At 64.5% G+C, this 12,780-nt stretch carries 9 protein-coding genes and 9 pseudogenes; 9 read left to right on the top strand and 9 right to left on the bottom strand.

The genetic code is table 11. The features are described from left to right. From HMPREF0591_RS33060 to fdxA, 6 genes and pseudogenes are all read right to left on the bottom strand, one after another. A pseudogene (locus HMPREF0591_RS33060) lies at positions 1-151 on the bottom strand (ExeA family protein); the annotation flags it as partial. Beyond that, entirely contained in the window at positions 148-1,554 is a 1,407-nt protein-coding gene (locus HMPREF0591_RS10320) for a DDE-type integrase/transposase/recombinase (protein ID WP_007168461.1), read from the bottom strand. The gene HMPREF0591_RS10320 and the pseudogene HMPREF0591_RS33060, both read right to left, overlap by 4 nt. A gap of 46 nt (positions 1,555-1,600) precedes the next feature. Then, positions 1,601-1,753, bottom strand: a pseudogene (locus HMPREF0591_RS33065) (hypothetical protein); the annotation flags it as partial. Beyond that, positions 1,746-2,633: pseudogene (locus tag HMPREF0591_RS10325) on the bottom strand (APC family permease); the annotation flags it as partial. The pseudogenes HMPREF0591_RS10325 and HMPREF0591_RS33065, both read right to left, overlap by 8 nt. A 95-nt stretch (positions 2,634-2,728) precedes the next feature. Next, positions 2,729-3,814, bottom strand: a pseudogene (gene dapC, locus HMPREF0591_RS10330) (succinyldiaminopimelate transaminase). Between the two features lie 62 nt (positions 3,815-3,876). Then, positions 3,877-4,203: a ferredoxin gene (fdxA, locus tag HMPREF0591_RS10335; protein WP_007168467.1), complete on the bottom strand. Its 327-nt coding sequence runs from the start codon at positions 4,201-4,203 to the stop codon at positions 3,877-3,879. A 348-nt stretch (positions 4,204-4,551) separates the two neighbouring features. Here fdxA and HMPREF0591_RS10340 point away from each other — a divergent pair, with 348 nt between their 5' ends. The 7 genes and pseudogenes from HMPREF0591_RS10340 to HMPREF0591_RS10370 form a co-directional block, all read left to right on the top strand. Further along, positions 4,552-4,830, top strand: coding sequence for a transposase (locus HMPREF0591_RS10340; protein ID WP_007168468.1), 279 nt, complete (start codon positions 4,552-4,554; stop codon positions 4,828-4,830). Further along, on the top strand, positions 4,827-4,982 hold the full coding sequence (locus HMPREF0591_RS32275) for a hypothetical protein (protein WP_154074411.1): 156 nt from the start codon (positions 4,827-4,829) through the stop codon (positions 4,980-4,982). Before HMPREF0591_RS10340 ends, HMPREF0591_RS32275 begins: the two co-directional genes overlap by 4 nt. 75 nt (positions 4,983-5,057) lie before the next feature. Further along, entirely contained in the window at positions 5,058-5,507 is a 450-nt protein-coding gene (locus HMPREF0591_RS10350; protein WP_007168470.1) for a DDE-type integrase/transposase/recombinase, read from the top strand. A gap of 403 nt (positions 5,508-5,910) precedes the next feature. Then, positions 5,911-6,144, top strand: a pseudogene (locus HMPREF0591_RS33070) (hypothetical protein); the annotation flags it as partial. A gap of 596 nt (positions 6,145-6,740) precedes the next feature. Continuing rightward, entirely contained in the window at positions 6,741-7,850 is a 1,110-nt protein-coding gene (locus HMPREF0591_RS10360; RefSeq protein WP_007168472.1) for an NAD(P)H-dependent amine dehydrogenase family protein, read from the top strand. Between the two features lie 292 nt (positions 7,851-8,142). Further along, positions 8,143-8,811, top strand: coding sequence for a cation:proton antiporter (locus HMPREF0591_RS10365; protein WP_007168473.1), 669 nt, complete (start codon positions 8,143-8,145; stop codon positions 8,809-8,811). Positions 8,812-8,859: 48 nt separating this feature from the next. Then, positions 8,860-9,342, top strand: a pseudogene (locus HMPREF0591_RS10370) (transposase); the annotation flags it as partial. A gap of 32 nt (positions 9,343-9,374) precedes the next feature. On the opposite strand, the gene HMPREF0591_RS30865 reads toward HMPREF0591_RS10370, so the two are convergent. The 3 genes and pseudogenes from HMPREF0591_RS30865 to HMPREF0591_RS34655 all read right to left on the bottom strand — a co-directional run bounded on the left by HMPREF0591_RS30865 (position 9,375) and on the right by HMPREF0591_RS34655 (position 12,034). Then, complete coding sequence (locus tag HMPREF0591_RS30865) at positions 9,375-10,190, bottom strand: IS30 family transposase (protein WP_007168475.1); 816 nt, start codon at positions 10,188-10,190, stop codon at positions 9,375-9,377. Between the two features lie 85 nt (positions 10,191-10,275). Continuing rightward, positions 10,276-10,557 (bottom strand): hypothetical protein, encoded by a 282-nt coding sequence (locus HMPREF0591_RS10380; protein ID WP_136244823.1) that lies wholly within the window; start codon positions 10,555-10,557, stop codon positions 10,276-10,278. A 129-nt stretch (positions 10,558-10,686) separates the two neighbouring features. Further along, positions 10,687-12,034, bottom strand: a pseudogene (locus HMPREF0591_RS34655) (IS256 family transposase). Between the two features lie 76 nt (positions 12,035-12,110). On the opposite strand from HMPREF0591_RS34655, the pseudogene HMPREF0591_RS33830 reads away from it, so the two are divergent. Beyond that, a pseudogene (locus HMPREF0591_RS33830) lies at positions 12,111-12,513 on the top strand (DnaB-like helicase C-terminal domain-containing protein); the annotation flags it as partial. Continuing rightward, positions 12,506-12,780 (top strand): annotated as a pseudogene (locus HMPREF0591_RS30875) (transposase); the annotation flags it as partial. The pseudogenes HMPREF0591_RS33830 and HMPREF0591_RS30875, both read left to right, overlap by 8 nt.

Consider the following 12,780-nt stretch of genomic DNA (forward strand, 5'->3'; position numbering starts at 1 on the left):
TGATCACGCCGATGCGGCGTTCGGCGATGCACCAGCCGATGCGGGCGAGGGCTTCGTTGTGGGCGCTGTGGCGGTGCAGCATGCCGGGGGCCAGGTCGCGGCCGAACGGCGTGCGCGAGAAACCGTAGTAGGAGATCAGGTTGTCCATCATCGGGGTTGGGCCTCTTCGCCGGTGAGTAGGTCGAGCTGGCCGGGGATCTGGTCGGCCCCAGTCAGGGCGGCGTAGTTGACGCCGCGGGCCAGTTCGGTCTGATGCGCGGTCTCGATCAGCCGCGCGTAGTCGACACCAGTGGGTTTCGGTGGTATCGACGGGGTTTCGGGTTTGGCCTTGGGGTGCGAGTGCCGCCCGATGTGGTGCGGGATCGCTAGCCCCATCGGCACGCCGGCCAGACGCACCTCGATGCGGGTCAAATCGAACGGGTCGAATACCAGCTCCACCTTGCGCCCAACCAGTGCGGGGTCGACCTCGTAGCTGTTGCCGTGCAACGAGACGGTCGCCGTCTTGGTGACGCGGCGGTGCTCCTCCCACAAAAACGCCTCGGTGAGCGCCTCCGGGGCGGGCAGGCCGACCGGGCCAGACGCGCACCAGCGGGCCAGCGGGGTCTGCCCGGTTTCGGAATGGACGGTGCGGTGGTAGACAGTTTCGACCCAGGCCGCAAAGAGCCGGTTCAATTCGGCCAGATCGGCGACGTGGTGGCGTCCGGCGACGTCGGGCTCGCCGGTGATCTCGACCAGGAACTGCTCACGCACGGTCCTGAAAAACCTCTCTATCTTCCCTCGCCCTTCCGGCCGATGCGGTGTCGAATGCACCAGGCGCACACCGAGTTTCGCGCACGCCCTCAACAACCACGTGTCTATATAGGCCGATCCGTTATCGACATACACGGCCTTGGGGACGCCGCGCGAAGCCAGCGCCGGGCGCAGTGCGGCGGCCAGCCGCACGGTGTCCTCGGCATACCCCCACCGATAGCCGGGCAGCAGCCGGGAATGATCATCCAAGAACGCGAATAAATAGGTTTTACGGGCCGCGATCGCGATGCCGTGCAGCGCATCCCCGGTCCACAGGTCGTTGGGGTGCTCAGCCTCGAACCGGCCGAACACCGGCGCCGACCCGCAACCGGTGCCGGCGGTCAGCCCCAACCGGTGGAAGTTGCGTTGCAGGGTCCGCTCATCGGGCGCCCAGCCCAACTGGGTGAGCAGGATCCGGCGGATCGCCGCGGCGGTGCGGGCGGGGTTCTCCCGACGCAGCGCCACCGCCAGCTCCAGCACTTCGGCCGGGGTGCGCGGCGTGCATTGGCGCGGGCTGGGCACCAGCGCATCGAACCCGCCGGCACGCCAGTCCCTAATCCACCGATCGATGGTCTGCCGCGAGATCCGCACCCGCCGCCCAAACGGGTCGGTGTGCTCGCGCGACGCCAACTCGCGCACTATCTTTCCCCGCTCCTTGGTGGAGTGCGCCGGCTCGGCGGCCTCCCGGATCAACTGGTACCGGAACAATCCGATCACCCGGGCCCGCTCGGCCCGCACCCTCGCCTCATCATCGCCGACCACCACCGGCCGCCTCCTTTGCTGTCTTTTAAACACACGACAGCGCACAGGATTACGGCCTCATCTGCCTTGGCGGCAGGGTCGACTCGTGTTGCACCCACTCCCCGGGCCAGCCCGACGCCAACAACCGGCCACCGGAGACCGCCACCGCGACTTCGGCCAGCGACACCTCGGGCAGCGCGAACCGGCGCTCGATCACGGACGAGGACGAAGAAGATATCGCCGATTGGTCCGTTGCCGAAGACCGCACGACCGACCCGCGACAAGACCGATGGATATTCAGTGACATACGGCGTTGCATGAGTGACGTACGCGAGATAGGCGACACCGGCCAGCAAGAACCCGAGAATGCAGGCCATCGCGGTGAGCACTCGACGTGCGTTGACGCCCTGCGGCTTTCGGAAGACGTCGACTGTATTTGGAAATCGCCTCAACCCCGGTCAATGACGAACCCCCGTTGGCGAACGAACGCAGCAAGGTCAGGATCGTGGCGCCCATCACCAAGCCGTTGCCCTGCTGTACCGGCACCGTTCCGGCCAGGTGATGCGGGTCGTACACCGGTAATTCCCAAAATATTTCGCGAATGACACCCACCACGATCGTCAGACTGATCATGGCGATGAAGGAGTAGGTCGCCACCGCGAACGGCATTCCCGCTTCCTTTAAGCCACGCAGGTTCAGGTAGCAGATGACAAGCACCACGCCAACCGTGATGGCTAGGCTGTAGGGACCCAACACCGGGATCGCCGACACCACCGCCACCGTTCCAGCCGCCGACTGCACTGCCACCGTGACCACATAGTCGATCAACAGTGCAGCGGCCGCGACCTGCGCGACCCGGGGTCCGAAATTCTCCCGCGCGCCAACGCCGCCAGCCCGGCCTGGGGCAGCAGTTCGATCAAGATCTGCTCCGGGCCGTATGCGGTCGATGAGATTGCGTCCGGTGAAAGTGCCCCAAGCGCAACGGGATTCGACAACTTCTCGGATGTCAGGTTCTCGGTAATCAGCGGCTTTCCCAGAAAGACGCGCTTGGCTATGTCCCCGACAGTCGCCGGGATACGCTGCTTGCCAGTCGAAGTTGTCACGACCACATTCTTTACCCGAGGTTGAGCGCTAAGGAAGCACTTGGCAACGCCTTCGATGCATTCTGCCGCCCGCCCCCTCCACGCGGGTGCGCAAGCTAAGCGAGGCGGCCGGCCGCGGCGGCGACGCGCTCGTCAGTGGCGGTCAGCGCAACCCGCACATGCTGTGCACCGCGCGGGCCGTAGAACTCGCCGGGCGCCACCAGGATGCCGCGCGTGGCCAACCACGGATGCTGTCCCGGCATGGCTCACCGCGGGTGGCCCACAAGTAGAGTCCTGCTTCCGAATAGTCGATAGCAAAACCGGCTGAGCGCAGCGCCGGCAACAGGGCCGCCCGCCGCCGCGCGTACCGCTCGCGCTGCAGCTTTTCGTGATCGTCGTCGTCCAGCGCGGCCACCATGGCAGCCTGCACCGGCGTCGGCACCATCATTCCTGGCATGTCTGCGTACTGCCAGCAGTTCGACGACCAGGGCGGGATCACCGGCGACGAAACCGGCCCGGTATCCCGCGAGCGACGAGCTCTTCGAGAGCGAGTGCAGCGCTAGCAGCCCGGTGTGGTCGCCATCGCAGATGGACGGATGCAGCACCGACAATGGCTCGGCATCCCAGCCCAATCCCAGGTAGCACTCGTCGGAAGCCACCACAACGCCACGATCGCGCGACCACCCCACCACCTTGCGCAGGTGTTCGGCGCCCAGCACGCGCCCGGTCGGGTTGCTCGGGGAGTTCAGATACACCAGTGTCACCGATTGCGGGCCCAACTGGGTCAGCGAGTCCGCGAGCAGCACCTGCGCTCCCGCCAGCCGGGCGCCGACGTCATACGTCGGATACGCCAGTTCCGGCGCCACGACCACATCCGCTGGGCCCAGGCCCAGCAGGGTCGGTAGCCAGGCGATGAGTTCTTTGCTACCGATCACCGGCAGCACGGCCGCCTTGGTCAGCCCGGTGATGCCGAAGCGGCGGTCAAGGGCAGCCACTGCCGCTTCACGCAGCCGCGCAGTACCGGCGGTTGCCGGATAGCCCGGCGCGGAACTGGCGGCCGCCAACGCCTCTCGGATCACCGGCGCAACCGGATCTACCGGAGTGCCGATGGACAAGTCGACGATGCCGTCCGGATGGGACCCGGCCAGCGCCTCCGCCTCGGCCGACGTGTCCCAAGGGAAATCCGGCAGGGAGGCCGACACTCCCCTGCGAGCGGGTGGTACCCCCAGTCGGCCCATCCCGGGCTTCTGCAGCACCGGCGCGCTCAGTCGCCTTCGCCCTGCGGTGGCAGATCCTTCACCACTTGGGGATCGTTCTCGGTCATGCCGACCTTGGCCGCACCACCCGGCGACCCCAGCTCAACGAAAAAGTCGGCGTTGATCTGCGTGTACTGGCTCCACTGTTCGGGCACATCGTCTTCGTAGTAGATCGCTTCGACAGGGCAGACCGGTTCACAAGCCCCACAGTCGACGCATTCATCGGGGTGGATGTAGAGCATCCGAGCACCCTCGTAGATGCAGTCGACCGGGCACTCCTCAATGCATGCCTTGTCCTTGATGTCGACGCAGGGTTCGGCAATTGTGTACGTCACGGACGTCTCCTCAAGGTGTCCTCCATGTAATGCCCCGTGTGGGCTGCCGTTCGCATTGTCGCGGCGGTTCTGGACCGCTTCCAGACAAAGCGTTTGATTACTGATACTAGACGTTGCACATACACGTCAACCACTTGGCACGCCCGTCAGACCGCAGTGCTATGCACCTAGTCGCACCTAGTCGCACAGCGGCGTGGTGTGCCATTTCTGCTGCCCGGATGGCACCGGCGTACGCGACCTTGGTGTCGCTGTGCGAACAGGCCGGCTCGGGCTACCAGTTACCCCCTGGTTGATCAAGTTCCTGTGGGAGTCCGATGCCCCAGAATTGGGGCGAGGAGGACTCGATTCATGGCACGTCGACGGCATACACCGGAGCAGGTGGTCCGCAAGCTTCGTGAGGGTGAACGGCTGCTCGGTGAGGGCAAAGACCTCGGGGAGGTCTGCCGGCATCTGGAGGTCAGTGAGCAGACCTGGCATCGCTGGCGAAATCAGTACGGCGGGATGAAAGCCGAAGACACCAAACGGCTCAAGGAGCTTGAGCGGGAGAATCAGCGGCTCAAGAAGCTGGTCGCCGAGCAGGCCCTCGACATCGACATGCTCAAGGAGATGAGCCGGGGAAACTGGTGAGCCCCGACCGTCGGCGGCGAGCGGTGGTGATGCTCGTCGAGCGGTTCGGGGTCTCGCAGCGGCGTGCCTGCCGGGTGGTCGGCCAACACCGCTCGGTGCAGCAGTATGGGCCGCAACGACCCGATGGCGTCGAACAGCGGCTGCGCGCCTGACTGCGGGAGATCGCCATCAGCCATCCGCGGTGGGGCTGGCGCAAGGCGCACGCCATCGCCAAGTCAGAAGGCCTCGTGGTCAATCCCAAACGCACGCACCGATTGTGGAAAGACGAACGGCTGCAACGTCCGTCGAAGACCCGCAAGCGGCTGCGCCTGGGCCACAGTGCGGCGCACCGGCGCATGGCGGCGGCCCGCCCCGATCACGTGTGGGCGCTGGACTACCAGCACGACCTCACCGTCGACGGCCGCCAGCTGCGTTTCCTCAACGTCATCGACGAGTTCACCCGCGAGGCGTTGGCGACACGGCCACGTCGGTCGTGGAACGCCGATCAGACCACCGGACTGCTCGACGAACTGATCATGACCACTGGCCGCAAGCCCGAACACATCCGAATGGACAACGGACCCGAACTGACCAGTCACGCCCTCGCCGACTGGGCCCGCTTCGGCTCGGTAGGCGCCGTGTTCATCCAACCCGGCGCACCGTGTTCGGGGGCATTCAGGTTGAGCACTTGGGGGTAGCGATCCGGCACTGACGGTGATCAGTTCGTCGGCCGGTCGTTTCTGCGTTTGGTCTTTGTGGTGTCGGGGCGGCACGGTGATCACGTCGTTGTGGGCGGCGGCCCTCCCGATGTCTCTGGGCGGAGTCTGCGGGAGGGCCGTCTTCGCGCTTGGAGGCGCAGTGGTCACGGTAGAGGCAGATGTCGATGTGGTCGAGCGCAGGCTGGCGGCGGGCGAGTTGAGCTGCCCGGCATGCAGCAGCGTGCTGGCGCGTTGGGGGTGGGCCAGGCCGCGACAGCTGCGCGGTCGGGACGGGTCGGTGCGGTTGTGTCCTCGCCGGTCGCGATGCACCGGCTGCGGGGTGACGCATGTGTTGTTGCCCGTGACCGCGTTGCTGCGCCGTGCCGACACTGCGGCGGTGATCGTGTCGGCGCTGGCTGCCAAGGCGTTGCGGCGGCGGGTGGGGTTTCGCCGGATCGCGGCCGACTTGGCCCGTCCGGTGGAGACGGTGCGGGGCTGGCTGCGTCGCTTCGCCGAGCGGGCCGAGGCGGTGCGGTCAATGTTCACGGTCTGGTTGCGCGCGGTGGACCCCGATCCGGTGATGCCTGAGCCGGCCGGCGGGGTGGTCGCCGATGCGGTGACGGTGATCGCCGCGGTCGCGGGCCCATTTCGATGATCGACCCGACATATCACGTGATCGAGGACCCCGCGAAGGCCGGCAGGCCCGGGGACTCCGGGGAATCCGGGCAACGCAGCGAAACGTAATCTTTTGGCCGGATATCGGGCTGACCCGAGGGGTGTAAATGGCCGAAAGCCGGGCAGTTAGATTCGTTAACTAGTGGGCGGTGTACGTCATGCCCGCGGTCGACGGAAAGGACAGCTGTGAAGCGACTGGCAGCCGTGTTGGTGTCCGTGTTGGGTTTCGCATTCACCGCCAATGGTTACCGGGCGCTGACTAAGCGCCCGTACGGCTCGGTTTTCGCGTCGGAACTTCCAATGCAATCGCTCGGCGTCCAGGTCACGGCGCTGGCGGCGGTGGCTGGGGCTGCTGGGCTTGCGCCACGTCGGGCGAAAGGCCGACGAACCGCTGACCGCTGCGCTCGATGCCGGCCTGGGTCCCGAGCGTCGCACCGAGTCGGGCGATCTATGGAAGCGGCCCGCGCCCGCAGGTGCGACCGCGAAGAAACCTGGCGTGGGACGAATGCTGCGGATCTACCGTGACTACGCGCATGACGGCGATATCAGTTACGGGGAGTGCGGCTCCAGGAACCATCTCGACATCTGCTCCGGTCCAGGTCGGGCCAGTGGGGCGTCGGCAACGTCGGAACGGTGGCGCTTCGCCATTTCGTCGGTAACCCTGCGTACGAGGTGGTCGGCGTGCTCTGTAATCGTCCGGAAAAAGTTGGCAAGGATGCCGGTGAGCTCGTCGGCGCCGCGCCGATCGGTGTGCTTGCGACCACCGACAAGGAAGCCATCGAAGCGCTTGACGCCGATTGCGTGTTCTATGCGCCACTTTGGTCCGATCCCGAAGAGGTCTGCCGTCTGCTGCGCGGGGGCAAGAACGTCGTCGCCTCGGGTGGCGCATGGTGGTATCGAACCGAACACAGCAAGGCGGATATCGACAAGATCGACGCAGCGTGTCACGAGGGCGGTACTTCGTTCCACGCAGGTGGTATCAATCCTGGCTTTGCCGGAGACCTGCTCGTGCTGACGCTGGCCCGAATCGTCAGCCGGATCGACGCTATCCACATCTACGAGGTGGTGAATTTCGGCAAGGACACTTTGAAGTACCTGCACGAGATGGGGATGGGGAGCGATCCCGAAGAGTTTCTGGCCGGACCGAATCTCCTGGGGAACGCATGGCCGTTGTTCGCCCAGTCGATGGCCATGGTGGCGGACGGATTCGGCAAGACGGTCGACAAGTACACAACGGATGTAGAGTTAGGGACGGCCACGCGCGACATCCGGTACGAAGGGGGGCCGACCAGCGACATGCCAGGCTTTAAGGGCGTGATCAAGAAGGGAACAGTCGCCTCACAGCATCACAAGTGGACGACTTGGGTGGACAACAAGACCTTCATCACATTCCACGAGATGTACACGATGGACGAATACAATGCCATTGAGCCGCAGCCTGATTGGGGCGGTCACTATCACTATCGCATCGTGATCGAGGGCGACGAACCCACCGAGCTGATCCTCCAAGCGCCTCCGGATGCGCAGGGCAACTACCCGAAGCCGGGCTACACCTGGACCGCGATGGGCCCCGCGAACGCGATTCCAGCCGTTTGTGACGCCCCGCCTGGATTCCTCACCCATAAGGAGCTCGGGCTTGTGCCGCTGCGCGGCCTGGTGCGCTTGTAGCGATTACAAAACCGCTGGGCCCGAATCAGCCGGGAGACGGCGGGAGGATCCCGCGAATCCGGGCCGTGAGCCACGAGGCCACCGCTCAGGTTTTGCGCGCCGTCAATGAGCTTGCGGACCAGGAGGGTTCTCGCTCCGGCGGGTATTTCGTGCGGGCAGTGGGGGCGATGAAGCCACGTCATCCTTGCGGTCGGGGTCGCTGTCACCTCGGTGCCGGCGGTGTCAAAAATCTTCGCCGACCTGAAAATCCTGGACACACGGTTCAGGCAAGACGACTCTGCATCCGTGGCAGATGTTCTGGCACCTTTTCGCAACGGTGGCCTACTTCATCCTCGGGCTCAAGCTTGTTCCACGCGTCATCAAGCGCATCAACACTTCTCGCTGGAATGTCTTTGCGCGGCAGTCGCCCACCGGCTACCCCATAGCGGTCCTGCTGGCATACTGCGCAGTTGTCGGAGCCCTCGACGTCAACCTCGTCTTCGCGGCGTTCCTCGCAGGTTTTGCCGTCGCGCATAGGAAGCGCAGGATCTTCGCCGACGCGCTCGAGGCAATCGGCAAAGTCTCCTTCGCCTTCTTCATTCCCATCTACTTCGCGATCGTCGGCCTGAAGCTGGATCTCATCCGCGGCGTCTCGGTATGGATGATCGTCATCTTCATTGTCGGCACCTGCGCGATCAAAGTGATGTCGGTATCGCTCGCCGGGCGGTTCGCGGGTTTCCGGGGACTTGACCTGATCAACCTTGCGATCACCACCAACGCCCGCGGTGGCCCCGGCATCGTTTTGGCCAATGTCGCCTTCGACGCCGGCATCATCAGCTCAAAGTTCTACACCACACAGGTAATCGCAGCCGTGCTCACCTCCCAGTTCGCCGGTACTTGGCTCGACTACGTCATGCGTAAAGGCTGGCGGGACTGTCTGAACAACGGTGGATCTGATCTTGGTCTGTCACGCCGAGCGTGAGCTTGGCGGGAAGGACTGACGATGTCAGAAACACTCGATCCTGTGGCGATGGAACTGGATCAACGGCAGCTCGCTGAGCAGCTGCTGGCGCAGGCAAAAGAACAGGGTGTCGAGCTGGTCGGCCCGAACGGGCTGCTGAATCAGTTGACCAAGAACGTGCTGGAGACCGCGCTGGATGCCGAGATGGCCGAGCACCTGGGCTATGACAAGCACGACCCTGCCGGGCGCGGCAGCGGGAACTCCCGCAACGACACCAGGGCCAAGACGGTGCTCACCGAGATCGGCGCCGTCGAGATCGAAGTGCCTCGCGACACCAACAGCAGCTTCGAGCCGCAGATTGTCAAGAAGCGTCAGCGTCGGCTGACGGGTATCGACGAGATCGTATTGTCACTCACGGCAAAGGGATTGACCACCGGTGAGGTCGCTGCCCACTTCGCCGACGTCTACGGCGCCACGGTATCCAAGGACACGATCTCGCGGATCACCGACAAGGTAGTCGCCGAGATGACCGACTGGTGTAACCGGCCACTGGTGCCCGGGCGGATTCCACTCATCGTTGCGAATCAGTGAAGTGTGTACTGACGCTCCCATCGTCGCAGAAGTTCGGTCGGGGTGTTGTCCTTGAGGCACAGTCGTGGGCGGTCGTTGAGTTCATCGGCGATCTGCCGGAGTTGGCCGTCGTCCCAGATGCTGAGGTCGGTGCCCTTTGGTAAGTATTGGCGTACAAGCCCATTGGCGTTCTCATTACTTCCGCGTTGCCAAGGTGAGTGTGGGTCGGCGAAGTAGATCTTCAGCCCTGTCGCCGCCTCGATACGTTTGTGATGAAACATCTCGTTGCCCTGGTCCCAAGTCAGGGTCCGGCGCAGTTTGACCGGCATTTGGGTGAACGTTGCGATCAGGGCATCCCCGACATGCTGTGCCGAATGTCCATTCGGCAGTCGAATCAGCAGTGTTAGACGCATCTTTCGTTCCACCAGCGTTGCGACCGCCGACCGCTGCTGGGCGCCGACGATGAGGTCACCCTCCCAGTGGCCCGCCTGTCGGCGGGTTTGGACGCTCGCCGGTCGCTCGTGGATTGACCGCAGCTTGGTGAGTTGTTTCAGCGCGCCGTCGATAGCGCGATCCGTACCGAGGCCGACACGCTGGAGCGCATTCGGCGGCTGGCAGCCCACTACGACGACGCGACGATCGCGCGTCTGCTCGCACGGCAGGGCGTGATGACTGCGACCGGGCTGGCGTTCACCCGCGACCGGGTTGGCAGCCTGCGCCGCAAACACGGTATCGCCGGGCCGACCGAGCCTGTCGTACCCGTCGGCGACGATGTACGCATGGTCAGTATCGCCGAAGCCGAGACGCTGCTGGGGCACCTCCCGCGCCACTCTCTACCGGTGGCTGGCAAGCGGCTTCATCCACGGCGAGCAACATCGCCCTGGCGACCCGTGGCGGATCCGCATCGACCCCGAGCTACGCGCCAATATCACCCCAGACACACCCGACGGATGGGTTGGGCTCGAGCAGGCTGCCCGCCGACTCGGCGTGGCCAAACAGACCGTCCTGGATCGAATCCGCCGCGGAGAGCTCAACGCCGTCCACGTCAACCGTGGCCAACGCAAAGGCCTGGCCATCCAACTGCCGCTGCCGGAGGAGACCTTGTTCACTACGGCGCCATGAAACGCCGACAGCAGCTTGTCGCATCCGGTCCAGAACACCTAATCGCACCACCCGCCCGACCATGAACACCAACAACAACGCAGCATTCGGCCCGAATCTGGACCGAATGAGACAAACGACGAAAGGAAATTAGCAGTGAGAACCGGGATCGACCGGGTTGCCCAACTCGTCGCGCAGATCGATCGTTCGCTTGCGTTCATGAGTCTATGCGGTAGCGCTGACAGGCTCGGTTGGCACCAGGCCAGTTTCGGTGTGATTTTGCGGATTCCTTTGCGGCAGTTCGGTCGGTGGGTCGTGCAGCGATCTGCGTAGGTCGGCCAGCAGCCGCAGCCCGGCCGGGGTCATGGTGAACCCGCGCCATCCGGCGCTGGCGCGGTCGAGTACGGCCCACACCAGTGTGAGGCAGGAGTACTCGCCGGGCAGGCGGCCGATCACCTTGACTCTGCGCCGTGTTTCGCCGAAGGTGCGTTCGATGAAGTTGGAGTGTCGGGCCCTGGGCCAATGCTCACGGGGAAACCGCAGGTAGACGGTCAGCGAGTCGCGGTCATCGAGCAGGGCCCGCACTGCGGCCGGGTAGGAGTCGCGCCAGCGCTTGGCGAACGCGTCGGTCCTGTTTTGGGCGAGTTTGACCGCGGCGATGCCGGGTTCGACATCGGCTGGTAGGTCGAAGACCGCCCAATAATCGGCTTTGACGTCAGCTTGGGCATTCTTGGGCACCTTGGCCAGGATGTTTCTGGCGCGATGAATAAGACACCGCTGCCGCAACGCCGCGCCCATGGTGGTCTCGACCGCGCCGATCAGCCCGGGTGCGCCGTCGCTGATCACCAGCAGTGGGCACGCCAGGCCGCGTTCGCCGAGCCCGCGCAAGAACCCTTCCCAGGCCGCACCGGATTCCGAGGAGGCCGCCTCAAGCCCGACGAACACCGGTTTGCCGTCGGTGTCGATACCCCACGCGGCCAGTACCGGCTCGGCTGAGGCGCCTGCGTGGTATTTAAAGTGCGACCCGTCCAGGAACAGGTAATCGAGCTCGACGTCGTCGAGGCGGCGAGCGCTCCACTGCTCGAACTGAGCCGTTGATGTCCTCGCAGATGCGCGACACCGTCGACTTCGACACCGCGGCGGCCTCGCCGAGCGCTTCGACCAGGGTGGCCTCCACGTCGCGGACCGACAACCCGCGCACGAACCCGGCGATCACCAATGCCTCCAATGCGTTGGTCTTGGTTACTCCCTTGCCGAACAGCTGGGAGGCGAACCGCTCGGTGGTGCCGCGCATCTTCGGCCGTGCCAGCGTCACCGGTCCCGCGGTGGTCTTCACCGTGGTCGGGCAGTATCCGTTGCGCATCCCGGCGCGGGCGTCCGCACAGCTCGCGGTCCGCTGGTAGCGGTCCCGGCCCAAAAACGCGGCCACTTCGGCCTCGATGGCGGTCTGCAGCAGCAACCGGGCACCAAGCCGGGCTACTTCCTCGATCGCGCCCGCCAGGTCCTCGCCGCCGGCGAACACACCATCAATTTCTGCCTGCAACCGCTGCACAGGCGATACCCTCTTCGACACGGACGTAGGCTCCTTCCATCAGACTGGCCGGTCTTCGAGGGAACCTACGTCCGGATTCTTTTACACCGCGGCAGGGACACGACCTAGCGAGGACACTGTCGCGTTAGAGGACTTGCTGACTCCGACACTCGACGAGTTGGACACGATCGCTACCAATGGCGGTCTGGCGCGGGGCGTGCCGACCGGATTCGCTGATCTCGATGAGATCACCTGCGGGCTTCAGCCAGGAACCATGGTTACCGTTGCGGCTCGTCCGGGCGTTGGAAAAGTCCGTTCTAGCACTGGATTTCATGCGATCGTGTTCGCTCAGACATCGGATGGCCAGTGTCATCTTCTCGTTGGAAATGAGTAAGTCCGAAATTGTGATGCGGCTGCTGGCGGCCGAAGCGAGGGTCAAACTTGCGGATATGCGTTCGGGGCGCATGAATGACGATGACTGGATCCGGGTGGGCGGCACCATGAGTCAAATCAGCGATGCCCGGATTCGGCCCGTTGCTAGGAGGCGGAATTCGTGGCCGCGATTAACGGCGATCTAGCTAACTACGAGACCGTGGATAGGCTTGCGGGCATCGCTGGTCTTTCACCAGTGCCACACGATTCCGGGCGCGTCACGGGCAACCTGAAACGTCCACGCAGGTATGACCGGCGCTTACTCCGAGCCTGCTACATGGCTGCCCACAACAGTCTCCGCACCAGTCCAGCATCGCGTGCCTTCTACGACCGGAAACGAGCCCAGGGCAAACGCC

Source organism: Mycobacterium parascrofulaceum ATCC BAA-614, assembly GCF_000164135.1.
In the GTDB taxonomy this organism is placed as follows: domain Bacteria; phylum Actinomycetota; class Actinomycetes; order Mycobacteriales; family Mycobacteriaceae; genus Mycobacterium; species Mycobacterium parascrofulaceum.

Coding starts and splice junctions, on each gene's coding strand:
- HMPREF0591_RS10340 (WP_007168468.1), top strand. CDS start 4,552: ATGGCACGTCGACGGCATACACCGGAGCAGGTGGTCCGCAAGCTTCGT.
- HMPREF0591_RS10365 (WP_007168473.1), top strand. CDS start 8,143: ATGTTCTGGCACCTTTTCGCAACGGTGGCCTACTTCATCCTCGGGCTC.